Origin of the sequence: Imperialibacter sp., from assembly GCF_048007035.1 — a bacterium.
Lineage (GTDB): Bacteria > Bacteroidota > Bacteroidia > Cytophagales > Cyclobacteriaceae > Imperialibacter.
This window is the reverse complement of the sequence record NZ_CP180355.1, coordinates 4,698,732-4,722,853: the sequence shown is the minus strand read 5'-3', so window position 1 is coordinate 4,722,853 and position 24,122 is coordinate 4,698,732. Positions and strand designations below refer to the sequence as shown.

Here is a 24,122-nt window from a genome sequence, read left to right as displayed (position 1 = left end):
TACTCACCCCACACCGTTGTCAACAACAAAACGCTTCTGATAATCGTTTTTCAAGGATAATCGCTAAATTCATTTCTCAGAACCGATTTTCCTTTGCGCAACTACTACGAAATACTGGGCGTTCCCGAAGAGGCAGGGCATTATGAGATCAAGGCAGCTTTCAAAAAGCTGGCCATGCAGTACCACCCTGACAAGCATGCTGGCGACCCCGCCATGGAAGAGCGCTTCAAGGAGATCAACATGGCCTACCAGGTGCTCTCCGACCCTATTCAAAAGGCCAACTACGACTACCGCTTCAAATACAGTGTACCTACTTACGAATACACGCCTCCCACCCAAACATATGAAACGAGGCGGCCTCCTTATGCCCGAAAAGGCAAAAAGACCACCTATTCCTATGAGGACCTCAAGCGCAACAACAAGGGCACTCTCTGGGCCTTTGGCTTGTCGCTGGCGCTGGCCACGGTCATCATGGCGGCCATGCAAGCTTACGCCTTCTACCAGAACCTGAAAATGGAAGCCCTGCTGGATGAGAGAAGGAGCATTTTTGACACAGCAGTAAAAGAAGCAGAGCTGGGGCATGTGGATGAATCGCTGAAAATCCTCTCTCCTTTTGTGAGTTTCTATAAAACAGAAGACTATATCAAAGAATTTAAGGAAGAGCTACTGACCAGGGTGATTCACGATGGCGATGTGTTTTTCGAAGCAAAGGAGTACGGTTCTGCACTCGAAAGCTATCTGATTGCCGAGCCCTACCTGATTTACCAATCCTTTGACTTTAAGCTGAGGATGGCCCAGTGCTACAAAGAAACCAGCCAATTCAACGAAGCCATCGACACCTACACCAACCTGTTGCAGTCGGGCTTGCAAAAGCGACACATTCTGAAGAGCATGGCCGAGATTTATCGGGATAACCTATCGGACTATGAAGCATCGCTGGACTATTATCATAAAGCCGCCGATGTTGTTATCAATAGTTACATCTCGTCGTTTGGAGAGGCCTACATCATCCTGATCCATAGTGGGAACGTAGGCCGGGAAGATCTCGACATTTTTCTGGGCGAGGCAAGAGGTTATCTGCTGGTGGGCAATGTGGAGCAAAGCCTGCACGAAACGAAGTGGCTGGCCAACGTATGGCCCAAAGCACAGGAAATCTACTTGCTACGAGCAGATTGCTACCAGGCAGTAGGCGATGAAAAGGTGGCTTGTCAGTACAAAGACCTGGCAGCCAGAATTGGCCCGCTGCCTGAGGGTGTGGTCGCTTGTCATTGATCAATTCCGCCTCTTTCGATTTGAAACACTCGTTTTTAAGTTACTTTTAGGGCCGGAACCCAATACAACATGAAGCCCATTTTACACACACTCATTTTCGCTCTATGCCCTTTTCTTCTCTTCGGCACCGACCCCTACCCACTGAATCCGGCTATTGACGTACAGCATTATGCGTTCCGACTACAGCTGTCCGCCGAAACCAATAACATTGTTGGCAAAACGGCCATCGAAATTTTGCTCAAACAAGATGTGGAGACCTTTGCGCTGGATTTGCAAAATGAAACGGCAGCAGGGGGAATGAAGATTGTGACGCTGCAGGTGAACGGCCAGCAAACCGCATATCGCCACACTGACAGCAAAATCAGTATCGATGCTTCCGGAAAAGCCGGTGAGATGCTCAAAGTGGTGATTGAATATGAAGGAGTGCCGGCTGATGGCCTTATCATTGGCACTAACCTGTTTGGCGAAAAAACCTTTTTCGGTGACAACTGGCCTGACAGGGCGCACCATTGGCTGCCCACAGTGGATCATCCGTCGGACAAGGCCACCTGCGAGTTTATCATTGAAGCACCCATCTACTATCAGGTGGTGGCTAATGGCCGACTCAAAGAAGAAACAGTGCTTTCCTACGAGACAAAAATCACTCACTGGATAGAGTCGGTGCCCATCTCCACCAAAGTAATGGTATTTGGGGCGGCCACTTTTGCTGTGGATCACGTTGGCTGGGTAGGTGATATTCCAGTGTCGTCGTGGGTGTATCACCAAAACAGAAACGAAGGGTTTTATCGCTATGCCCAGGCCAAAGAGATATTGGCTTCGTTGCAGGACATCATTGGCCCCTACCCTTTCGAAAAGCTGGCCAACGTACAGTCCAAAACGAAGTTTGGCGGCATGGAAAACGCCGGTAATATTTTCTATTACGAGAAGTCGGTGTCGGGAGAGCGCAAGATTGAAGGCCTGATCGCCCACGAGGTAGCCCACCAGTGGTTTGGTAACTCAGCCAGCGAAAAGGACTGGCACCACGTGTGGCTCAGCGAAGGGTTTGCCACCTATTTTACACAGGTATACAGAGAAAAAACCTATGGGATGGACAGCCTGCAGGCAGGGATGAAGCAGATGCTACCAAAAATTAATGAGTACCGGGCAAAACACCCCACCTCGCCCATTGTAGACACCACCATTACCGACATCAAAACACTGCTTAGCCCCAATGTGTATCAAAAAGCTGCATGGGTATTGCACATGCTGCGCAAACAAATCGGGGACGACGCTTTCTTTCAGGGTGTGCGCACCTACTACGACACCTACAAATTATCGAATGCCCTCACTGCCGACTTTCAGGCCGTGATGGAAAGAGCCAGCGGACAGCAGCTTGGCTGGTTCTTTGATCAGTGGATTTTCCAGCCGTTGTTGCCCGAGCTTGCCCTCAGCTGGAAGTACAATAAAAAGCTAGGCAAACTGTCTGTGGAGGTAAAAAGCTCAGGACTAAGCAAGTCGGTTAGGCTGCCACTGGAGGTGGGGATCCAAGGTGCCGACGGAACTATCAGCACAATCAAAACAATAGACGTGTCTGGTGAAAGCACAACAGCAGAATGGGACGTCGCCGAAATGCCAGCCGGTGTTGTTGCCGACCCGAACGTATGGCTGCTGGCCAAAGTGAAGGTAGTTGGGCAATGAAAATCAGAGCGGGTACCATCGCCGAAATCGTTGAGGCATCGCAGCATGTTCCCGAACTTATGAACCCCTACGAAGAACGGGTCTATCACGAACGCCTCGGTGACACGGAGCATCTCATGCTGGTAGCCGAGACCGAAGGCAAAGTTGTCGGGTTTAAGGTAGGTTACAACAGGTACAAAGATGGCAGTTTTTACTTGTGGATGGGCGGGCTGCTTCCGGCCTACCGAGGCCAGGGTATCTATCAGCAACTGACAGAAATAATGGAGCAGTGGGCTTCAGAAAACGGCTATACCCACATGCTCCTCAAAACAAGAAACAAGCTTAAGCCCATGATCCGGTTTTGTCTATCGCAGGGCTACTATGTAAGTGGCTTTTCGGAACACCCGGATCCTATGGAGTCGAGGATTTATTTTAGGAAGGAACTTCAAGTGAAGTCACAAAACGCAAACGCCAAATAACAAATAAGCACCAATGCCGAAACTCAAAATCTCAAACTACCCGTCTTTCTGTTTTGATTTTGGTGCTTCGAATTTGTTATTTATTTGGGCTTTGCTTTTTGTCTTTTGGAGTTTCCAGATGACTATTTGTCAAAGCAATTAAACTAGTTTACCTAAATTAGTCTCCGTTACAATAAACTGACACACCATGGCTGGCTACTCAGGCACTCCTCTCGCTAAAAAACTGGGCATCAATGAAGACAGCAAAGTACTTCTTGTCAACCGTCCGTCACATTACTTCGAGCTATTTGAGGATTTTCCCACTGACGTACTAGTCCATGAATCGCAAAGTGTTGACCTGTATGACATCATCCACTTTTTCACCACCAGCAAAGACGACCTCCACAAACAACTGCCGAAGCTAAAGGAAAAAATTGAGCAAAATGGCATGATTTGGGTCTCCTGGCCCAAGGGAAAGTCCAAAATACCAAAGGACCTGATTGAAGACGATATCCGCAACCTCATGCTAACCATCGACATGGTGGATGTAAAAGTTTGCGCCGTTGATGACGACTGGTCGGGCCTCAAAGGCGTTATTCGGGTAGAAAAGAGGAAGGTTTAACGTTTTTTCACCATAATAAATGTTGAGCAACAAAAAGTATTTAGCTTAATTGCGCCCTTCTTTTGCTTGCAACTTTCTAAAACAACATGGCTTTCATTAAATGATCCGCAATCTGGTGACAGGAATGGAGCCCAAACACAAAAACTCTCAATGAAAAAGTTGACTCTTTTCTTAGGGGTGCTTCTCACCTGGAGCTCCCTTTCTGCTCAAACTACTGGCTACAAAGCATTTCTCGACCTCAATGTTGTTAAGGATGACAAGGTGAAGGTGAGCATTGAACTACCTGCTGTGTCTGCCTCGGAGATCGAATACCAAATGCCAAAAATAGTACCTGGCACCTACAGCATCTACGACTTTGGCAGGTTCCTGTCCGACTTCAAAGCATTTGATGCCAATGGCAATGAGCTTTCGGTTGATTCACTTGACCAGAACAGGTGGCTGATTAAAAATGCCACTTCTTTGGCCAAAGTTGAATACTGGGTAGAAGATTCTTACGATACCGAGCAGGGCAACACAGTATTTGAGCCGGCGGGTACCAATATTGAAGAAGGAAAAAACTTCGTTATCAACACTTTCGGGTTCTTTGGCTATCTCAAAGGAATGAAGGAAGTGAAGTACGAAGTAAATATTTCGTATCCCGAAGGCTTCTATGGTGCTACCTCGCTGCAGGCTGCCAGGTCCGAAAACAATACCGACACTTACATCGCCGACAACTATTTCAGTCTGGCCGACGCACCAATGATGTATTCTGTACCAGACACAGTGACGATCAATGTGGGTGGCGCTGAAATTCTTTTCTCTGTCTATTCACCCAATGGGCTACTTACGGCTGAGTTTGTAAAGGACAATGTAAACCAGATACTGGAAGCTCAGAAAAACTATTTGGGTGGAACATTGCCCATTAAAAAATACGCTTACATTATCTATCTTTTTGCAGGGCCATCACAATCCGGTGCCCTTGGTGCACTCGAACATTCATATTCCTCTATGTACAGCCTGCCCGAGGTGAACCCTAAGTACCTTACTCAGCTGATCAAAGATGTATCGGCCCATGAATTCTTTCACATCATTACGCCACTAAGCATCCATTCAGAAGAAATAGGGAATTTCAATTTTATCGACCCAAAAATGTCGAAGCACCTTTGGATGTACGAAGGCGTAACTGAGTACTTCGCCGGGCACGTGCAGCTGGCCGAAGGGCTGTATGGTATCGACGAATACCTATCCAAAATAGAAGAGAAGGTGGTTAACGCCGCTGGCTATAACGACACGGTGCCATTTACCGTCATGAGCAAGCTTTGCCTCGACCAATACAAAGATCAGTATGGCAACGTATACGAAAAAGGTGCACTGATTGGACTTTGCCTGGACATCAGGTTGCGGGAACTTTCCGGTGGCAAGTACAGCGTGAACCGACTGTTGAAAGAGCTCTCCAATGAATATGGCGAGGACAAGTCTTTCAAGGACGATGAGCTGTTCGATAAAATCACTGAGCTTACTTATCCGGAAATCAGGGAGTTTTTCAGCACCTATGTGGAAGGAAACAAGCCCCTGCCGTTGAAAGAATACCTGGCCAAAATTGGCGTCAGCTTCACTCCTTCTCAGGCAAAAATGGAACCGTCTATGGGAAATATCTCATTCGGACTAGATCAGGAAAGCGGTCACCTGGTAGTTGCAAAAGCTGACAACCTGAATGCTTTTGGTATCGACATGGGTTATAAGGAAGGAGATCATCTGCTGGAATTTGACGGCATAGCACTAACCGTTCAGAATTTCCAGGAGGCTGTAATGGCTTACAAAGAAAGCCGCAAAGAGGGTGACAAAATCACAGCATTGGTCCAACGTGAAGTAAAGCCTGGAAAGGTCAAAAACGTGAAACTAAAAGCGAAGGCTGTCATGGTAAAAACGCAATCACCTCCATCCATCGAAATGATGGAAAACCCCACTCAGCAGCAGCTTGATCTCCTGTACAGCTGGATGAGTAAGTAGGCTCATACCTTATATTACCACTACATTATTAAAGCCGCTGTGAAAGATCATAGCGGCTCTTTTTTTGTCATTTAGGAGTTCCCTTACTATTTTAAGGATTCATTTTTTTAATCAAGCTGCCTAATGTTGAAGCTGCCCTGGCTACTAATACTTTTCATTTGTACTATTGGCGATGCGGCTGCATCGGGAGGCGGTGTCGACAGCCTTAAAACGGTTTTATCAAAGACCACCAACAATAACGCACGAATCGACCTCTTCACGGAGATTGCCAACCAATTCAGAAACAAAGACGGCGACTCGATGAGGTGGTATGCCGAGCAGGCGCTGTTGCTCACCAATGAGAAAACTTCGCCTGTTGCCATTGTGAAAGTGCTCAATCTTATAGGCATTTACCATTTTCAAACCGCCGCCTACGACTCTGCTATCTACTATTTTGAGCGGGGCATGCCCAACGCACAGCTTGCCGGCGACACCGCACAGTTGGCCAGTTTCCTCAACAACATCGGCCTTTGCTTCACTTATAAATCGGCTTATGAGAAAGCCATCGACTATCATCTGCAAGCGTTGGCCATCCGAGAGGCCGCAAACGACCCCAAATTGAGCTCCTCTTACAACAACCTGGGCATTACCTACGATCGTATGAACGACCTGGCAAATGCTGAAAAGTATCAACTAAAGGCGTTGGAGCTAAAAAGGCAGGAAGGCCAGCGGCTCCCCCTCGCCAATAGCCTGCTGAACCTGGGCATCATCAAAAGGAAACAAGAACAATACAAAGAAGCCATTGCTTACTACGAAGAATCGCTTGCTATTGCGAGGGAGTTCAACGACGAGAAAAAAATAGCCAACGCCCTGAACAATATCGGCTCCGCTTATGTGTCGTTAAATGACCTAAAGAAGGCTGCAGGATATTTTGAAGAATCCATTGCGCTAAAAAGAAAGATTGATGACCTGCAAGGCCTTGCCCGCACACTTGGGGAACTTGCAGAGGTTCGGGCTTTTTATGGGAATTTTGCCGGAGCGAGAGCCCTTCTGCTGGAAGCAGAGGCGATTGCGGCCACCATTAGTTCCAGGGAAATAGAGCATCTTATCTATGTTAACAGGGCCGACATTGAAGAGATGGCCGGGAATTACAAAGCAGCCCTGGAATTTGAAAGAAAATCGGTAGCTATATGGAGCGAAATGGTAAGCCAGGAGAAAAATGATAGAATAGCCGAACTGGAGGTGGCATTTAGCACTGCCCAAAAAGAAGCGGAAATTGAGCGCCTTTCACTTCAAAACCAGATCAACGACGCTAAGGCAGCCAGCGAAAGAGCATGGTTTACAGGCACCGTTATTTGCCTATCGATGCTGGTGATCGGCCTCATGATTTATGCCACCATGCAGGGGAAGCACCGAAAAGCAGAAATGATCATTCAAGAGCATCAATTTGATGCCTTGCAAAAACGCTATGTAGACCTGCTGGAAGGGCCCATGGCCTCAGAACTTGCCGTAGACTTTGCCACCATAAATAAGAAACTGGTAGACCCGCTAACCGAACGTGAATTCGAAGCATTCACCCTCAGCCTGGCAGGCCAAACAAACCAGGAGATAGCCAACAACCTGTTCGTGTCTATTAATACCGTTAAGTTCCATTTAAGGAACGTCTATACTAAATTGGGAGTAAGTAACCGAAAAGAGGCAGTAGAGTATGTGGTGTCCAGTTCCTGAGAAAAGTACCTCTCTATTTGTCGTTGTTTTTTTTATCAGCATTCACTGCCTGGCACAGGGAATCACTGTTGATCGTTTGAAAGAAATGGTCAGGGCGGAGGAGTACGAGCAGGTGGTGACCGTCGCAAGTCAGTTGCTCGAAAACTCAAAAGACCCACTTGAAAAAGCCAGGCTTTATCAATTAAAAGCCGATGCCCTCTACTACGTTAACAACCTGCCTGAGTCGCTCGAGAACTACCTTCTGGCCATCGAGGCGGCATCAAAGTCGGAAGTAAGCGACCTGCTGCTGATGCTCGAATGCAACTCTCATGCTGGCTTCTGTTACCGGGAATTGGGCATCTACTCCAAAGCGCTGGACTACTATTTCAATGCGCTGGACTACGCAGTTTCGTTGCAAGATTCTACCGAGCTGGCCACCGCCTACTACAACGTGGGCTCTGGCTATCAGTCGCTTGGCGATTTTGCCAACGCCATTGACTATACTAACAAAGCCTACGAAATCGACAGGGTCAAACGAGACACATCGGCCATAGCTTTTGATTTAAAGCAAATGGGTATCCTTAGTGAGGAGAATGGCAACTACAACAGAGCCATCACTCACTACAAGGAGTCCATACTGATGCACAGAAAAGGTGGTGGCAATGCCAACTCAGTGGCTGAAAGAATGAACAGCATTGGGCTGGCCTATCAAAAACTTGACATCATGGACAGTGCATTGTATTATGTGGAGCAGTCGCTCAAGGCTCATCAGGCACTCAACGATAGCATCAATATAGCAGAGCGTTGGGTGAATCTTGCCTCCATCTACAACCAGCAAAAAAAATACCGTGAGGCACGAAGATTGGTGGAGCTGGCCATGCATTATTACGAAGGTATGGAAGAAAGTGAGCACCTGTCTTCTGCAAGGCTAACACTGGCGGAAAACTTTATGTTAACCGGCCAGTTTGCACAAGCAGAGGCCCTGCTGACCGAGAACATCAACTTTAGTAAAAAAAATCAACTCCTGATTCAGTTGAAAGAGAGTTACCGCTTGCTTGCTAAGGTAAAAGAGTACAAAAGTGAATATATCGAAGCCCTCGATGCATTCAAACAGTATAAACTGCTGGAAGACTCTACCCTTACCCTTTTTAACAGAAATGCCATCTCCGAACTCAACATCAAATATGCAGTGGATGTAAAGGAGCAGGAAAACACCATACTTCGGCTTGAGAATGAGGTGCAGCAAAGCGAGATAGCCAGCCAGGAGGTTCGTGAAAGATGGCTCATGTTTTCACTTGCCATCCTGGTTATTTCATTGTTATCGATCACATTGGCGCTAATGTCGAGGTACAAGGCAAAGCGCCTGCAGCTGGAAGCGGAGGTCAATGAGATGCGCACAAAGATAAAAGTAGTGCTTGACCAGGATACCCAGGCACTGAACATGGAGCTTGATGACATCAACCAACGCCTTGCGCAACCGCTTTCTGAGCGTGAATTTGAAATACTCACCCACGCACTGAGCAACCTCAACAACTCTGAAATCGCCGAGAAAGTATTCGTTTCGGTGAATACAGTGAAGTATCATTTGAAGAACATCTACGAAAAACTAGGCGTAACCAATCGCAAAGAGGCAATGCAGTTTGCCTTGAGCACTCCGAAAGATTAGATTTTAATCATCTCATTTACAATCACTTACAAAAACTACCCACCCGGGTAGGTAGCAAACTACCCGGGTGGGATAGGCTCATTCTTTTGTATAGACTGCAACTTCACTGGCATAAATCGCAAAAACCTTTATGCCATGAAAACCTTTTACAAATTAAAAACTTCGTGCCTCAGCACACTGGCCTTGCTGGGAGTACTAGCATTTTTTTCAGGTCAAAAAGTAGCAGCCCAGGTAACGGGAGGCACTTATACCATTGGAACCGGGGGCGACTATACTACGCTTCAGGACGCCTTCAACGATGTTTCGGCAGCGAACCCTTTCACGTCAGATGTGGTGTTTGAATTAAAAGCAGGTTACACATCATCAACTGACCTGAGCGTGACAAGCCCTCCAAATTATCTGGATTATTCTCTCACAGTGAAGCCAGCGGCCGACGCAACATTGATCGAACTGAATCACGACATCACTTTCAGTGGTGAGCGAAATGTAATCTTCGACGGTGCACATCCGGTGAGTGGAGATCGGGTCATCCAGCTAAATGGAGTGATCACGATCCAATATTTGAATGATGGCATTACCATCAAGAATATGAAAATCAATATGGTGGATAGATACGGCATTTACTGCGGAAACAACGTTTCCAGCACCGCTCACTGGCATAATGTTACTATCCAGGGAAACGAATTCTTCACAGAAACTCCGCTGGATTTAACCGGTTCAGTATATGCGATCATATCGTATCCGACGTCAACAGCAGTTTCTCAATGGCCCACCAATTTCAGAGTGGAGAACAACCTTTTCCACAAAATCGAAAGAACCAACAATTCGGGCAATGTATATGCTATTTACGTCCGAAACGCCCTGCGGGCTTACAATAACTATATTCATCTTACCCACAGCACTGCCATGCCAACCAACATTGGTATTCATTCCGACAGGGGCGATATCGAGGTGATGCACAATACCATATTGTTCGACGGTGGCAATACCAGCTCGAAAAACTCGTCAGTTGGCATTAACAATAGCGCCATTTACAGCGAGACCAACGGGAAAATACAAAATAACCTGATCAGCATTCAAAGCGAAAGTGACGCCACGGGAGGAAAAACTGGCATTTTCGCTGGCAGCTTCAGCGCCAAGAGCAACAACATCTACATAAAAGATGACGGCGTAAGCACAATTAAATACTATAGCAACACAGTCGGAGGAGATAAGGCTGCTGCCCTGGCTTACGACGCTACGACGACATTTGCAGAGCCCAGCTTTGCCAATGCCGCAAATGGCGACCTTTCGCTGGCAGGTGCATCCCTTACTAACCCAGACTTCCGTTCTGCCTTTATCACAACGGTCACAGAAGACATAGAAGGCACTACTCGCCACACAGCCCGGCCCAGCAAAGGAGCATTTGAGGCACCCAATATGGTGGCTGATATCTTAAGTTTCAGCCACGCAGGCCAGTATGAGTATGCCATTATCGACAATTCAAATTCAACAGTATTTCAGGAGGTGACCACCGCTACCAACCTTAGCTCAGTGACACCCACCATAACTACCTATTACGGTGCTACGATTAGCCCACTTACCGGTGTAACCAGAAACTTCACCTCACCGGTGACCTACACAGTAACAGCAGAGGACGGTGTAACGACAGATACCTGGACCGTGACACTTGTGCACAAGAATGATGCTCCAACCGGCATAACATTAAACAAAACCGATGTAGATGAGAACACAGCCACTGGCACAGTGATTGGTGCATTTACAAGTACTGACGCTGATGTAGCAGACACTCACGTTTACACCCTTGTCAGCGGCACAGGTAGCACAAACAACAGCTCCTTTACTATAGATGGATCCAACCTAAAAGTCAACACTTCGCTGGATTTCGAAACCAAGACCAGCTATTCTATCCGGGTGCGAACCGACGATCAGGTGGCTTATGGCGGGACTTTCGAAAAAGTATTTACCATCAACGTGAACGACCTCCCTGATGAAACACCGTCTGCCATCAATATTGACAACTTAAGCCTGAATGAGGGGGCTCCTGTAGGGACAACCGTTGGTTTACTCAGCACAGAAGATTTAGATGCTAGTGATGAGCACACCTATACGCTTGTAAGCGGGACGGGCGACGCCAACAATTCCCTCTTCGATATCAGCGGCGATAAACTGATCAGTAAAAAGAGTTTCGATTTTAATATGGGCTCCAGCTATTCTGTTAGAATTCGGTCAACGGACAATGGGGCAAACTTCACCGAAGAGACTTTTACCATTGCCATAAAAGATTTCTCTGCTGGTGCTCAGGGCATCTCTGGCAGCCAGCTACAAAAAATTGTGGCAAGCGACAGACGTACAGGTGATAATTTTGGAGGGGCCGGAGCTATTTCAGGAAATTATGCCATCGTTGGGTCAACTAATAGCGACTTTGATGAGAATGGCGCCAACTATGTAAATGGCGCAGGTGCTGCTTATATGTTTGAAAAGCAGGAAAATGGTACCTGGGAGCAGGTGCAAAAATTAGTGGCTCCAATCCGTACCGGGTATTTGTATTTTGGCTACAGCGTGAGCATTTCCGGAAACTATGCAGTAGTTGGGGTGCCAAACGACGAGGATCAAACAAGCGGAAATTCAGACGGCGCTGCTTATGTATATGAGCGCAACGCAAGCGGCACATGGGAACTGGTTAACAAGCTTGTTCCTTCGGATGGACAAGACGAAGGCGTAGAATTTGGAACTGCAGTTGCCATCTCAGGCGAACGGCTGGTGGTTACAGCATTATATGAATACTACGACGAAAACGGGATGAACTATGCAGATGATGCAGGTGCTGCCTACGTTTTTGAAAGGAATGAATCAGGAGAATGGATTGAAGTGCAGAAAATTGTTGCCAGTGACAGGGGCACCCGAGGGTACTATTTTGGTGAGTCGGCAGCTATTTCAGGTGATTATATTGCGATCGGAGCTCCTGAAAGCTACAGCTTGGATACCGATGGAACCACCGAAATTGAAAGCACAGGCGCTATCTATGTATTTGAAAGGAACGAAAGCGGTGTTTGGGCGGAAGTTCAAAAACTCACTGCAGCCGAGGGCGAACAATACGACTACGCAGGCTATGCAATCGCCATGAGTGGAGAAACAATTGTCATGACTGACGAAAATAAAGATTTTGATGAATCAACATCAGATGCCGGAGCAGTCTACGTTTTTTCCCGATCGGCAGGAGGGGTTTGGGAGCAGTCCCAAACAATATTGTTTTCAACACCATTTGAAGAACAATATTTTGGGCGTAGTGTGGCCATTGAAAATGAAACGCTGATGATATCAGCTGAACGAATGGAGGAGTCTGTGGACCTACCTGCCGTTTTTATCTATAGTAAAAATAGCGAGGGTGAATGGGTAACAACTGGCACCTTGACTTCGTCGGATGGTACTTCAAATGACGACTTTGGTGGTGTTATAGCGGTAGACGGACAGTTCGCATTAATAACCTCAGAACGTGATTCAGAAGATGCAGAAGGCTTAAACTTTCTCAGTAGTGCTGGTTCAGCCTACCTATTTAGTCTTTGTGAAAATCCAGATTTACCGGAGATAACTGCATCTGATGCGGAAATTTGCCAGGGAACAACCGTAACACTCTCCGTAGGCGACGCAGTATTGAATGGCGCTACTTCCTGGGAATGGTATGCTGGAGATTGCAATGGTACCTTCGTAGGCTCGGGTGCCTCTGTTGAGGTAAGTCCAACAAGCACAACAACCTACTACGTGAGAGGTGAAGGCGGCTGCGCCGATCAGGGGATTTGCGCTTTCATTACTATCGAGGTTTTTGAGGCCTGCCCGGAAGCAAACATTGTTACGTTCGAACTGGAAGATCAACTCAGCCCGGCCGTCATCAATCAATCCTCTCATACGGTGACCGTAGAAGTTGCAACAGAAGTAGATGTGGCTGCTCTTATTCCTACCGTAAGCGTATCATACGGAGCAACTGTGGTGCCCGCAAGCGCAGTTGTACAGGACTTCTCCGACCCTGTCACCTACACAGTCACCGCTGAAGACCTCAGCACACAACCATGGACAGTCACTGTCCTGCGGGTACTATCATCGGCAAACGACATCCTGGCGTTTGAACTCGACGAGCAAACAGGCGATGCCCTGATTGATTCGGAAAATCATACGGTTGCCATCGAGGTTGCACTGGGCACCAATTTATCAACGCTTATTCCTACAGTAACTAAGAGTTTCGGCGCAACCGTGAGCCCTGCCAGCGGCACCAGCGTTGATCTTTCTTTACCTACAGTCTTCACTGTAACTTCCGAAGACGGTACTCCTCAGGAATGGACGATTACTGTCACGGAGGCTCCAAACACGGGCACTGATATCCTTTCATTTGCCCTTGTTGAACAAACTGGAGATGCAGTAATTAACATGACCAACCATACAGTAGCAATAGAGGTCGCTTATGGCACCAGTCTCGCTGCGCTCACGCCAACGATCACTGTCTCCGATGAAGCCAGTATTGACCCTGAAAGCGGTATTGAACAAGATTTCACCAATCCGGTAGGGTACGTTGTCACTGCCGAAAATGGAGATACGCAGGAGTGGACAGTGACCGTTACCATCGCCCCCAATAAAGCCAGCGACATCCTCGCCTTTGTATTGACAGAGCAAACAGGTCATGCTGTCATTGATTCCGAAAATCATACGGTAGAGATAGGTGTTCCTTACGGCGCTGAACTTACGGCGCTTACCCCAACCATCACCGTTTCCGACCAGGCAACCGTTGCGCCAACAAGTGAAAGCACTGTCGACTTTTCTTCTGCGGTCGTTTATACAGTGACTGCCGGCGACGGTAACACTCAGGAGTGGACTGTAACAGTAACGCCTGCTATGAATTCAGCCACCGATATCCTGACCTTCGTGTTGGCCGAGCAAACTGGTGATGCTGTCATCAATGCTGAAAATCATACGATAGGCATCGGCGTTCCATATGGCACCGACCTGACGGCACTTACTCCAACTATTACGGTTTCCGAGCAGGCAACCATTGACCCAACAAGTGAGAGCACTGTCGACTTTTCTTCTGCGGTCGTTTATACAGTGACTGCCGGCGACGGTAGCACTCAGGAGTGGATTGTAACAGCAACGCCTGCTATGAATTCAGCCACCGATATCCTGACCTTTGTGTTGGCAGCACAAACAGGAAATCCTGTGATTAACGCAGAAAATCATAGCGTATTGGTGACTGTTGCCACTGGCACCGACGCCACAGTGCTTGCCCCCACTATTACTATTTCGGATCAGGCGACAATTAGTCCGGCGAGTGGCGCAGCACAAGATTTTTCTGCTCCAGTCACCTACACGGTAACTGCGGGGAATGGTGCCACGCAGGAATGGACAATCACAGTAACAGTTGAGCCTGCGCCGTTGAGCAGTGCCAGGGATATCCTCACTTTCTCGCTGCCCGAAGAAACCGGGCCGGCAGTAATTGACGCTACAGCACATACAGTAGCTATTGAAGTAGTTGCAGGAACTAATGTAAGCAGCCTTACTCCTGCCATTACCATTTCAGCTGCTGCTTCTATCAGTCCGGCGAGCGGTGTCCCTCAGGATTTCACAAGCGCCGTGGTGTACACGGTGACGGCCGAAGACGGCAGTACGCAGGAGTGGACAGCAACCGTGACAGTAGCTCCAGCCACGGAACCCTTAAGCAGCGCAAAGGACATCATCAGCTTTTTGCTTCACGAACAAACAGGTGATGCCCTAATCAATACCACTAATCATACAGTGACTATTGAGGTGGAAGCTGGCACTGACATCACTAACCTTAGTCCTGCAATCATTGTTTCCGACAAAGCTACAGTAAGCCCTGGCAGTGAAGTGGCTCAGGATTTCTCATCAGCAGTTGTGTACATCGTTACTGCTGAGGATGGCAGCACCCTGGAGTGGACAGCCACGGTAACAGTCAAAAAAGGCACAAAAACAGGTGTTGCCGAAGCCTTCGTCAACGTCACCGTATACCCCAACCCAGCAACTAAGCAAATAAAAGTGGCAGGGCTATCCAAAGGCAGCAGCCTTCAACTGGTAACTCTCAACGGCGCCGTCATCAATCAGGTCAGCAGTAGTATCTATGAGGTCGAATCCATCAGTTTGGCTGGCCTGACCGGAGGGGTGTATGTACTGCAAGTCTCAACCGAAGGGAAAGTAAAATCCTACAGAATCATCAAAGAGTAATTCCACAACGACAACGAAAGGGCATGGCAGCATAAGTCCCTTTCAACATTAAACCGGCCATCTGGTCGATGGTTCACTGGTTTATGCGATCAAATTCCCTTCGGGGAAAAATAAAACCCCGGCATTGTGTGCCGGGGTTTTTATGCTTTACAAATCAGAAGAAATCTGAAAGGTCAGGCTCCTTTCACCTGATACCCTTGCTTCCTGAGAAACTCAGCAACCTTGGGCCTTAGATCTCCCTGAATCAAAATCTCGCCATCTTTCACACTGCCGCCAGTGCCACAGTAGGCTTTCAATTTTTTGCCAAGCGCCTCCAGGTCAGCATTGGTTCCTATGAAGTTCTTCACAAGCGTTACCTGCTTTCCTCCCCGGCCTTTGTTTTCATAAAAAATTTTCAGCACCTGCTGATTAACGGGCAATGTATCAGCCTCTTCCTCCTGATCGGTGGTATAATCAAAATCCGATGCAGTAGAGTACACAATTCCTACCCTGTCCTTGTGGCTGTTCTTTTTCGACATGAAATATAAGCTTCTATATTACTTATGGAGTCTGTACGTCCAAACAGGGCGCTTGGCGTGGTTCACTATATCTTCAGCAATGCTTCCCAGGAAGAAGTGACCAAGACCAGTTCTGCCACTTGTACCCATAGCAATCAGATCGGCTTTGATATCATTCGCATAGTGCATAATCCCTTCCTCTTCGCTTAGGTCATTGTAAATACTTCTTGAAGTATTCTCCAGCTTATATTTCTTGATAAATGTATCCATGTTGACCACATCATCATGGGAAGCGTGGAAGTCGTGAGGTGTATTGATTTTCACAACATGCAGTTTGGCTCCAAAAAATGTCTGAAGGAGTTTCAACTGCTCGACAAGTGCTGGCTGATCTTCAGCAAAATCGGAGGCAAAAACAATGTCTTTGATTTCACCTGTAATGGGGCTCTTCACCGTTATCACAGGGCAGGTCGAATGACGTACCATCTTCTCTGCATTGGAGCCTACTGTAAGCTCATCAATACCAGACGACCCGGAAGTACCCATCACAACAAGATCCACATTGCTGTCGTTGATTTCGTGTGTCAAAACTTTGAATGGACTTCCTGAGTGAATATGCGTTTCAACTTTTACTCCCGACACGCTTGCAGCAAGCTCAGCCATTCTTCTTTCGGAGCTTTCTATCAGCTTGATGGTGAATATTTTCTCCATCGGATCGTCGCTTTCAACTTCTCCTGTCACGTGTAAAGAAGAGCTGCTGGGCACTTCAAGCACATGAACAAGTTTGATTTTAGCTGACGCTTTCTTAGCGATGACAGCTGCAAAGTCTAAAGCATATTTGGCTTGTTTTGAAAAGTCGGTTGGAACAAGGATATTCTTCATGTCGTAAAAATTGTGATGTTAGAATGAACCTAAAAATAGTAAATACCTCAGCATTTACTAAGCTTTTTAAACAAACAGGTAACTGATTTAAATCAGAATGCCGATTCCGAAGGTGATGACAAAAAGCATTGTGCTCAAAGCCATCATTTTCAAAAATGGGTCGAGCTGCATTGGGTCCTCAATAGTTTGCACACCCCTGCCCACTTTCCAGAAGAGTGGCAAGCTGACAAGAAAGAGCCAGCTGCTATAGCCTCCGGCATTTTGCAAAACATACATAGCACTGCAAAAAAGGCCCGCCGTTAACAGCAACCAGTGATAGATAACCGCTTTTGATCTGCCGACACGCACAGGTATGGAATATTTTCCAGCTGCCTTATCGCTTTCGATGTCACGGATATTATTGACGTTGAGCACCCCCACAGAGAAAAAACCAACGGACAAGGCTGGAAGTACCACTGCCCAGTCAATGGTTTGGGTGTGCAGAAAATAAGAGCCGCCCACTCCCACCAAGCCAAAGAAGATGAGTACAGAAATATCGCCCAGACCGGCATAGCCATAGGGTCGCTTTCCGTTGGTGTAGCCTATCGCCGCAAGGATACACAAAACGCCCAGCGCCAGGAAAATAAGCAGCAGTTTCAGTTCGGAGCCAAGTGCGATCCATAGCAGCGCCAGCCCACTGACAAATGAAAGAAGCGCTGTAACGATCATAGCCCTTTTCATTGTTGATGGCGTTATTTGCCCTGACTGCACAGCCCTGCTTGGCCCCTTGCGGTCACCTTTGTCGGCTCCATGAATGGAGTCACCGTAGTCATTGGCCAGGTTGGAGAGGATTTGCAGCAGCAAGGTGGTGAGAGCTGCCAGCCACCATACTGACCAGCGAAACTGGCCGTGGGCAGCAGCCAGAAACGAGCCCATAGCGATGACCGAAAGTGCCAGGGGCAACGTGCGAAGCCTGAAGGCCGAAATCCAGGGTTTGATTTGCATGAGGCAAAGGTAAGGAGGAATTGGGAAAATGTTCGACTTGCCAGGCAAAGTCCGGGGCAAAGTCGAGTCGCCCTGTTATTTCCGGTTTTTAGATTCCACATAACAATATGTAACTTACTTACCTCCTAACACTTTGGTTTATGAAACTGATTCCATTTTCCCTTCTTTGCCTCGCCCTATCCTTTTATTGTTTCCGAGCATTAGGCCAAGTCGATCCGGATGCTTCCGACAAAACTTTTTATCTGTACGAAAACCTAAGAAGGGTACAAGCCAGCAACCAGTTTCTTTTCGGTCAGGAGTTTTTCAACAGCTTCCGCTACTCCTCCGGTTCTGCTCATGGAGACAAGGAATCCTCCGACAGCAAGGACGTCACAGGAGCGCACCCCGCTGTGTTGGGATCTGACTTTCACTACTATTTGGAAAAATCGGAGGGAGAAAGGCGCTACCACACGGAGGCTGTAAAGTGGGCCTACCAGCAAGGCTACGTCATCACTTACGACTGGCATCTCAGCGCACGGGGAACGACCAGCTACGAGTACAAAGATGGAGTGAAAGACCTTGTCAATAATATTGTAAGTGACCTGAATGGCGACAGAGACTGGTACCTCGCAGAGCTGGATAAAGTAATTGACATTATCAATAATGAACTGGTAGTCGACGGTGAAAACATCCCCATCGTTTTCCGGCCCTTGCACGAAATGAATGGCGGCTGGTTTTGGTGGGGCAGCAAAGCCACCACTCCCCAAACTTACAAAGCCCTCTACCGGCTCACCCAACAATACGTGGAAGAAAGAACCAACTTCGTGCTGTTCGCCTGGTCACCCAACAATCCAGTCGATTTCAATTACTACCCGGGCGACGACTATGTCGACATTGTTGGGGTAGATGCCTATGAAGTCAGTATATCCGGCCTCCGCAACATATTGGCGCCCATTGTCGACTACTCATTCGCCAGCGGCAAAGTGGCCGTGTTTACCGAAACTGGCAACCGAACCAACGGAGGGGCAGCCAGTGGTGATGACGCAGCCCGATATTGGATGGACACAATACTGCCCGCTATTACCGGAGACCCAACTGGGCGTTCGCAAAACATCGCCTGGGTACTTACCTGGATCAATGCCAATTGGTCGTTTCCTTACGTGCCCTACGCCAATAGCAGCGAGGCTGCAAAAGCAAGCTTCATTGCCTTCCAAAGTTCGTCCGCAGCGATATTTGGGAATGAGATGCCTGAGATGTACAGGTTCTACGACGTGACTGCCGTAGCCGAGAACAGACCTAATGAAGAAATCCAGCTCTTTCCTATGCCGGTCACCAGCGACCTTACCATCCGGCTGTCAGGATTTGAAAGCCAGTCTCTGGTGAAAATATATGACCTGAGAGGGCAGCTGGTGCATGAGTTGATTGCTGAAGGCAATGAAATGACTATTCACACCGAAGGCCTGTTATCAACCGGTGTGTATTTACTAAGTGCTACCGACTCAGGGAAGACGGTGAGCAAGAAGGTGGTGGTGAATTGATCACGCCAAACCCCTCCAAGGGGTTTTGAATCCTTGGAGGGGTTGCAAAAAAAAGGGGCTCATCGCCCCTCTTCGTTTCTCCTGAGTTTGACACGCCGAAATTGAAAAAGTGCCATTGCGCTGTGTATGGGCACTTTTTAGACTACTTTTCAGAAATTTGTATATCGAAAACTCGCTTGATTTTCTTTCAGATAGTGGCTTGATTTGCCTCAAACAGATTTTGAGTGCCTAGTATCATTATCGACAAGAAGCCATCAGGTGATTATATCCGCATCGTTGAGTCTTATCGTGACCAGGATGGCAAGCCACGCACCAAAACGCTTTACAGCCTGGGGCGGGTAGACAGTTTTTCGCCCGAGTCTCTGAAACGAATGGGCCAGCGGCTCTATGAATTAGGTGGTGGAAATCTGAAGGATTTACTCGGTGAGCAGGTCAGCGAAGAAGGTAGATATAACTACGGCTTTCTGTTGGTTTACCGTAAAATACTCCACTATTACGGCCTTGATCGCATATTTCAGCGGATCACCAAAAAGAAAAAGCTGACCTTCTCTCTTACTGAAGTGGTTTTACTACTGCTCATTGAGCGCCTCAATGATCCTTGTAGCAAGCGGGGTAGCTTTTTCCACCAGGAAGAATACCTGGGACTGGCTCAGGTGTCCTTGCAACACCTCTACAGGAGTCTGGACTACCTGGCTGACCATAGCCAACTGATCCAGCAAACCATTTTCCAAACGGGTAGAGACCTGTTCAACCAGAAATTAGATGTGGTGTTCTATGACGTGACCACCTTCTATTTTGAATCAGAAATAGAACAGGAAGGAGCATTGCGTCAGAAAGGCTTTAGCAAAGATGGCAAAATAGGAAGCACACAAGTGGTTTTTGCCATGCTCATTGACAGATACAAGCAACCCATCGGTTACAAACTCTATAGCGGAGACCTGTGGGAAGGATACACCTACACAGAAATGGTGGAAAGCCTCAAGAAAGAATACCAGATCGAAAACATCGTCTTGGTAGCCGACCGAGGCATGCTCAATACTGACAACCTGCAAGTCACTGTTGACAAAGGCTATGAGTTCATCATGGGAGAGCGGCTCAAGGTACTCCCCAAACCCATCCAGGCCCGGTTGATCGATCTGGATAACTATCACCATCAATGGATGAGTTCTTCAGTAGGTTCGGAGCGTGAGCCGGTCAAAGTGCGCTACACTGTCCTGGAATACAATGAGCGAAAGATCATAGCTACCTACAGCGAAAAGCGAGCTGAAAAAGATCGACAAGAAAGAGAAGAAAAGCTTCGTAAGGCTGAATTGTTGCTCAAAAACCCAACGCAACTCAAAAAGAAGGCCCATCACTACTACCTCAAAAATACCGAAGGGGAAAAGTATGTGGTTGATACTGAAAAAATCAAACGAAGCGAAAAGTATGACGGCTTCCTTGCCATCGCCTACCACGCCAAAGGACTCTCCCATGAACAGGTGCTGGATCACTACCACCATCTATACCAGATAGAGCATAGCTTCCGTACCTTCAAAGGCTATCTGGAAACCCGCCCGATGTTCCACTGGACCAATAAGCGTATCCAGGGTCACATTTGTCTGTGCTATATCGCCTATAGCATGCTAAACCATTTACAACTTCGGCTAACCAAACAAGGCACCCCACTTACAGAGCAAACCATCCGAACCCACTTGTCCAAAATGCAAGTCAGCCTTGTCAAACAAGCCGATCAATACTTCTACCTGCGCTCCAAGACCTCTGAAATCTCACAGCAATTACTACAAGCAGTGGCTGAAAAGAACCTCCCAGACCTTTTTCATAAGGATCAGATAATCAAATACTTATAAAATCTTGTATATCGAAAGCAATTTTTTAATTACTTATATATCAGATACTTAACTCAAAATCGTGTCAAACTCAGGAAGAAGGTGGTGGTGAATTGATCACGCCAAACCCCTCCAAGGGGTTTTGAATCCTTGGAGGGGTTGCAAAAAAAAGGGGCTCATCGCCCCTCTTCGTTTCTCTGTTAAACCTTCTTAGGGTCAGGATGCACCCAAGGGCTTCTGTAGGCCCTTTGTAACTTCTGAGTGGCTTCAGCATCGCCTGGCACCGTCATGGTTTTCGGATCATAGGATAACGGCCTTCCCAACTCCATCGAAATATTGGCCAGTATGCAGCTTGCGGTAGAGATATGCCCTTCTTCTATATCAGCTACTGGGCGGCTCTTCTTGTCAATGGCATTCAGGAAATCGAGCATATGCAACCTGGTGGCAGGTGCGGCATTCAATTCAATACGTTCTTCTGTCAAATCTTCAGGATACTTTTCTCTTTCGTACACCACATCCTTGTGAATCTTTTCTCCGTCACCCACAGGCACAAAATCATATTGCATCGTGCTTGCAGAAAGCGTGCCCTTGTCGCCATAAAGCTTGAATGACCACGGGTATTGCGGATCGGCCGGTGTGCCCCAGGTCCGGTGCGTCCACACGCAGTTCAACTCCGGATATTCGAAATTGGCCACCTGTGTGTCTGCTATATTCGATTTCGCATCCTTCTGGACAAAAATACCTCCATTGGCACTGATTTTTGTTGGCCAGCCCAGCTTCAGCATCCAGCGGACAGTGTCGAGCATGTGCACGCACATGTCTCCAGTTACCCCGTTACCATATTCCATAAACGCTCTCCACCAGCGGATATGCGGAAGGCCATCGTAAGGACGCAAAGGCGCCGGGCCTGTCCACATTTCATAGTCGAGGAAGTCGGGAACCGGCTCCAGCGGTGGGTTGGAATTGTTGCGCATGGCAAAATAGCAGCACATTTCTACGTGGCGAATAGTGCCAAGTAACCCGGCGTCAACAATATTTTTCTTGGCGTCAATTAAGTGCGGGGTGCTCTTGCGTTGCGTTCCTACCTGCACCACCTTGTTGTATTTTCTGGCGGCGGCTACCATCGCCTCGCCTTCCAGCACATCCACACTGATGGGCTTCTGCACATACACATGAGCACCGGCTTTCACAGCGTCAATCATTTGCAGCGAATGCCAGTGATCGGGCGTGCCAATCAGCACAATGTCAAGCTCGTTTTCTGAAAGCAGCTTGCGGTAGTCGCCATACAGCTTAGGCTTCTTGCCCGACTTCTGACGCTTGCTTACCAGGTCAGCGGCAGCGTTCAGCATGTTTTTGTCTACATCGCAAAGAGCAATTACTTCCACCGGTGCCACCTGAATCAGTCGAAACAAGTCACTTTTTCCATACCAACCTGTGCCGATTAGCGCAACCCTAAAAGGTCTTTGCGGATTGATGAGATCGATGCCCCGGAACCCAAAGGTGGACAATGCCAGGGTTGCCGAGGCCCCTTTAAGAAAATGCCGGCGATTGATGTTAAAAGTATTCATTTAAGTAGGTGTTTATTGTAAACGCAAAAAGGAAATGTGGCATGTCGGCATCAATGAAACCGTTATCCCTTATCTATATAGTTAGAAAATAAGTAAGAAAAAAGTACCGGAGCGCTTATCGGACATTAGCAAGGCTGAAGGGAAAGAAGAGGCTGCTTTTGAAGGGCAAAGAAACTATTGGCAAAAAGAGATGTCTTTTCATTGCAACACTTAACAATCGTTATTTTTTACATGAGAAAGCTACTTTTCAACCTAAACATCAACACTTTTGTCACCTTGCTTCTGGGTGCCCTCAGCGTTGGCTGTGGTGTATCGAAAAAGATGCATGCCAGTAAAAAGCCTGAAGCAGCCCAGATGATCACCACAGACATTGAGCATTTCTGGAATGCCTTCGACAGAGACAGCGAAAAAAACCAGGCCATGACCTACGAAAGGCATTACCTTGACAATGGCTCTGCTGGCCTCAAAAGCTTCATCAAATTACGGATAGGGAATGCCAACAACCTTGCCAGGGCGATTTATGAGAACAGGGAGCAATATGAAAGGATAAGAACAGGCAGCCAGGCACTTCCATCGAGAGAAGATGAAATAAGAAGCTACTTCAGCAGGTTAAAGGCACTGTACCCAAAAGCGGTTTTTCCTGATGTCTATTTTCTGATAGGTAGAAACAACTCCGGTGGCACCATTTCAGGCAAAGGCCTGCTGATTGGTGTGGAAAAATATGAGGACACTGATATAATCCCAGTTGTGGTAGTTCACGAGTTGATCCACTACCAGCAGAGGTACTATTTCAAGCTGAAGTCGTTTACCCTACTGGAGCAATCGATCAAAGAAGGTAGTGCGGATTTTATTTGTGAGCTTGTGACCGGCACACATCCTAATAGAGGCATTTACCTGTACGGAGACCAACAAGAGGATGAACTGAAAGCGGAGTTTCAGCAAATAATGGCTAGAAAATGGAAAGAGGGCTGGGAGGGCTGGATCTATGGCGGAGCCAAGGAGGGCCGACCTGATGACCTGGGGTATTGGATGGGCTACCAGATTGTGAAGGCATACTACGAGAAGGCTGAAGACAAAAAGAAGGCTGTGAAGGAGATGCTGACTATAAAAGATTTTGACAAGTTTGTGAGGAAGAGTGGATATTTTGAGAAAGGGCATTTGGCTGCGGCCCTGCGGTGATTGGCGAACTATCGCACAAACATCCCCTGTCGGTCATTGCGATCGAGCTTTCTGCTTATCAATTATGACTGGCTTACATCATCGAGAGAAGCAAT

At 47.5% G+C, this 24,122-nt stretch carries 15 protein-coding genes; 11 read left to right on the top strand and 4 right to left on the bottom strand.

Translation table 11 applies throughout. The features are described 5' to 3' along the window. Positions 1–93 precede the first annotated feature (93 nt). The 8 genes from ACMVP2_RS20475 to ACMVP2_RS20440 all read left to right on the top strand — a co-directional run bounded on the left by ACMVP2_RS20475 (position 94) and on the right by ACMVP2_RS20440 (position 15,577). On the top strand, positions 94–1,272 hold the full coding sequence (locus ACMVP2_RS20475) for a DnaJ domain-containing protein (RefSeq protein WP_416864881.1): 1,179 nt from the start codon (positions 94–96) through the stop codon (positions 1,270–1,272). Between the two features lie 69 nt (positions 1,273–1,341). Further along, positions 1,342–2,949, top strand: a complete 1,608-nt coding sequence (locus ACMVP2_RS20470) for a M1 family metallopeptidase (protein WP_416864880.1) — start codon at positions 1,342–1,344, stop codon at positions 2,947–2,949. Continuing rightward, positions 2,946–3,407: a GNAT family N-acetyltransferase gene (locus ACMVP2_RS20465; RefSeq protein ID WP_416864879.1), complete on the top strand. Its 462-nt coding sequence runs from the start codon at positions 2,946–2,948 to the stop codon at positions 3,405–3,407. The genes ACMVP2_RS20470 and ACMVP2_RS20465 overlap by 4 nt, the downstream gene beginning before the upstream one ends. A gap of 187 nt (positions 3,408–3,594) precedes the next feature. Continuing rightward, positions 3,595–4,008, top strand: a complete 414-nt coding sequence (locus ACMVP2_RS20460) for a DUF3052 domain-containing protein (RefSeq protein WP_416864878.1) — start codon at positions 3,595–3,597, stop codon at positions 4,006–4,008. A gap of 150 nt (positions 4,009–4,158) precedes the next feature. Then, positions 4,159–5,997 (top strand): peptidase M61, encoded by a 1,839-nt coding sequence (locus ACMVP2_RS20455; protein ID WP_416864877.1) that lies wholly within the window; start codon positions 4,159–4,161, stop codon positions 5,995–5,997. Between the two features lie 123 nt (positions 5,998–6,120). Further along, positions 6,121–7,704: a tetratricopeptide repeat protein gene (locus ACMVP2_RS20450; RefSeq protein WP_416864876.1), complete on the top strand. Its 1,584-nt coding sequence runs from the start codon at positions 6,121–6,123 to the stop codon at positions 7,702–7,704. Next, entirely contained in the window at positions 7,685–9,349 is a 1,665-nt protein-coding gene (locus ACMVP2_RS20445; RefSeq protein ID WP_416864875.1) for a tetratricopeptide repeat protein, read from the top strand. Before ACMVP2_RS20450 ends, ACMVP2_RS20445 begins: the two co-directional genes overlap by 20 nt. Before the next feature lie 135 nt (positions 9,350–9,484). Continuing rightward, complete coding sequence (locus ACMVP2_RS20440) at positions 9,485–15,577, top strand: DUF5018 domain-containing protein (RefSeq protein WP_416864874.1); 6,093 nt, start codon at positions 9,485–9,487, stop codon at positions 15,575–15,577. A 173-nt stretch (positions 15,578–15,750) separates the two neighbouring features. Here the strand turns inward: ACMVP2_RS20440 and ACMVP2_RS20435 are convergent, their stop codons facing one another. The 3 genes from ACMVP2_RS20435 to ACMVP2_RS20425 all read right to left on the bottom strand — a co-directional run bounded on the left by ACMVP2_RS20435 (position 15,751) and on the right by ACMVP2_RS20425 (position 17,937). Continuing rightward, on the bottom strand, positions 15,751–16,095 hold the full coding sequence (locus ACMVP2_RS20435) for a translation initiation factor (RefSeq protein WP_416864873.1): 345 nt from the start codon (positions 16,093–16,095) through the stop codon (positions 15,751–15,753). Between the two features lie 18 nt (positions 16,096–16,113). Next, positions 16,114–16,953, bottom strand: coding sequence for a universal stress protein (locus ACMVP2_RS20430; RefSeq protein WP_339793294.1), 840 nt, complete (start codon positions 16,951–16,953; stop codon positions 16,114–16,116). 87 nt (positions 16,954–17,040) lie between these two features. After that, positions 17,041–17,937 (bottom strand): 1,4-dihydroxy-2-naphthoate polyprenyltransferase, encoded by an 897-nt coding sequence (locus tag ACMVP2_RS20425; RefSeq protein ID WP_339793295.1) that lies wholly within the window; start codon positions 17,935–17,937, stop codon positions 17,041–17,043. 140 nt (positions 17,938–18,077) lie between these two features. On the opposite strand from ACMVP2_RS20425, the gene ACMVP2_RS20420 reads away from it, so the two are divergent. Together ACMVP2_RS20420 and ACMVP2_RS20415 are read left to right on the top strand one after the other, a co-directional pair. After that, positions 18,078–19,454 (top strand): glycosyl hydrolase, encoded by a 1,377-nt coding sequence (locus tag ACMVP2_RS20420; RefSeq protein WP_416864872.1) that lies wholly within the window; start codon positions 18,078–18,080, stop codon positions 19,452–19,454. A gap of 224 nt (positions 19,455–19,678) precedes the next feature. Then, positions 19,679–21,301 (top strand): IS1634 family transposase, encoded by a 1,623-nt coding sequence (locus ACMVP2_RS20415; RefSeq protein ID WP_416864871.1) that lies wholly within the window; start codon positions 19,679–19,681, stop codon positions 21,299–21,301. Positions 21,302–21,480: 179 nt separating this feature from the next. On the opposite strand, the gene ACMVP2_RS20410 is transcribed toward ACMVP2_RS20415, so the two are convergent. Further along, positions 21,481–22,848: a Gfo/Idh/MocA family oxidoreductase gene (locus ACMVP2_RS20410; RefSeq protein ID WP_339793297.1), complete on the bottom strand. Its 1,368-nt coding sequence runs from the start codon at positions 22,846–22,848 to the stop codon at positions 21,481–21,483. A gap of 231 nt (positions 22,849–23,079) precedes the next feature. On the opposite strand from ACMVP2_RS20410, the gene ACMVP2_RS20405 reads away from it, so the two are divergent. Continuing rightward, on the top strand, positions 23,080–24,027 hold the full coding sequence (locus tag ACMVP2_RS20405; protein ID WP_416864870.1) for a DUF2268 domain-containing putative Zn-dependent protease: 948 nt from the start codon (positions 23,080–23,082) through the stop codon (positions 24,025–24,027). The last annotated feature ends 95 nt before the right edge of the window (positions 24,028–24,122 follow it).

Coding starts and splice junctions, on each gene's coding strand:
- ACMVP2_RS20470 (WP_416864880.1), top strand. CDS start 1,342: ATGAAGCCCATTTTACACACACTCATTTTCGCTCTATGCCCTTTTCTT.
- ACMVP2_RS20465 (WP_416864879.1), top strand. CDS start 2,946: ATGAAAATCAGAGCGGGTACCATCGCCGAAATCGTTGAGGCATCGCAG.
- ACMVP2_RS20460 (WP_416864878.1), top strand. CDS start 3,595: ATGGCTGGCTACTCAGGCACTCCTCTCGCTAAAAAACTGGGCATCAAT.
- ACMVP2_RS20455 (WP_416864877.1), top strand. CDS start 4,159: ATGAAAAAGTTGACTCTTTTCTTAGGGGTGCTTCTCACCTGGAGCTCC.
- ACMVP2_RS20450 (WP_416864876.1), top strand. CDS start 6,121: ATGTTGAAGCTGCCCTGGCTACTAATACTTTTCATTTGTACTATTGGC.
- ACMVP2_RS20445 (WP_416864875.1), top strand. CDS start 7,685: ATGTGGTGTCCAGTTCCTGAGAAAAGTACCTCTCTATTTGTCGTTGTT.
- ACMVP2_RS20440 (WP_416864874.1), top strand. CDS start 9,485: ATGAAAACCTTTTACAAATTAAAAACTTCGTGCCTCAGCACACTGGCC.
- ACMVP2_RS20435 (WP_416864873.1), bottom strand. CDS start 16,095: ATGTCGAAAAAGAACAGCCACAAGGACAGGGTAGGAATTGTGTACTCT.
- ACMVP2_RS20430 (WP_339793294.1), bottom strand. CDS start 16,953: ATGAAGAATATCCTTGTTCCAACCGACTTTTCAAAACAAGCCAAATAT.
- ACMVP2_RS20425 (WP_339793295.1), bottom strand. CDS start 17,937: ATGCAAATCAAACCCTGGATTTCGGCCTTCAGGCTTCGCACGTTGCCC.
- ACMVP2_RS20420 (WP_416864872.1), top strand. CDS start 18,078: ATGAAACTGATTCCATTTTCCCTTCTTTGCCTCGCCCTATCCTTTTAT.
- ACMVP2_RS20410 (WP_339793297.1), bottom strand. CDS start 22,848: ATGAATACTTTTAACATCAATCGCCGGCATTTTCTTAAAGGGGCCTCG.
- ACMVP2_RS20405 (WP_416864870.1), top strand. CDS start 23,080: ATGAGAAAGCTACTTTTCAACCTAAACATCAACACTTTTGTCACCTTG.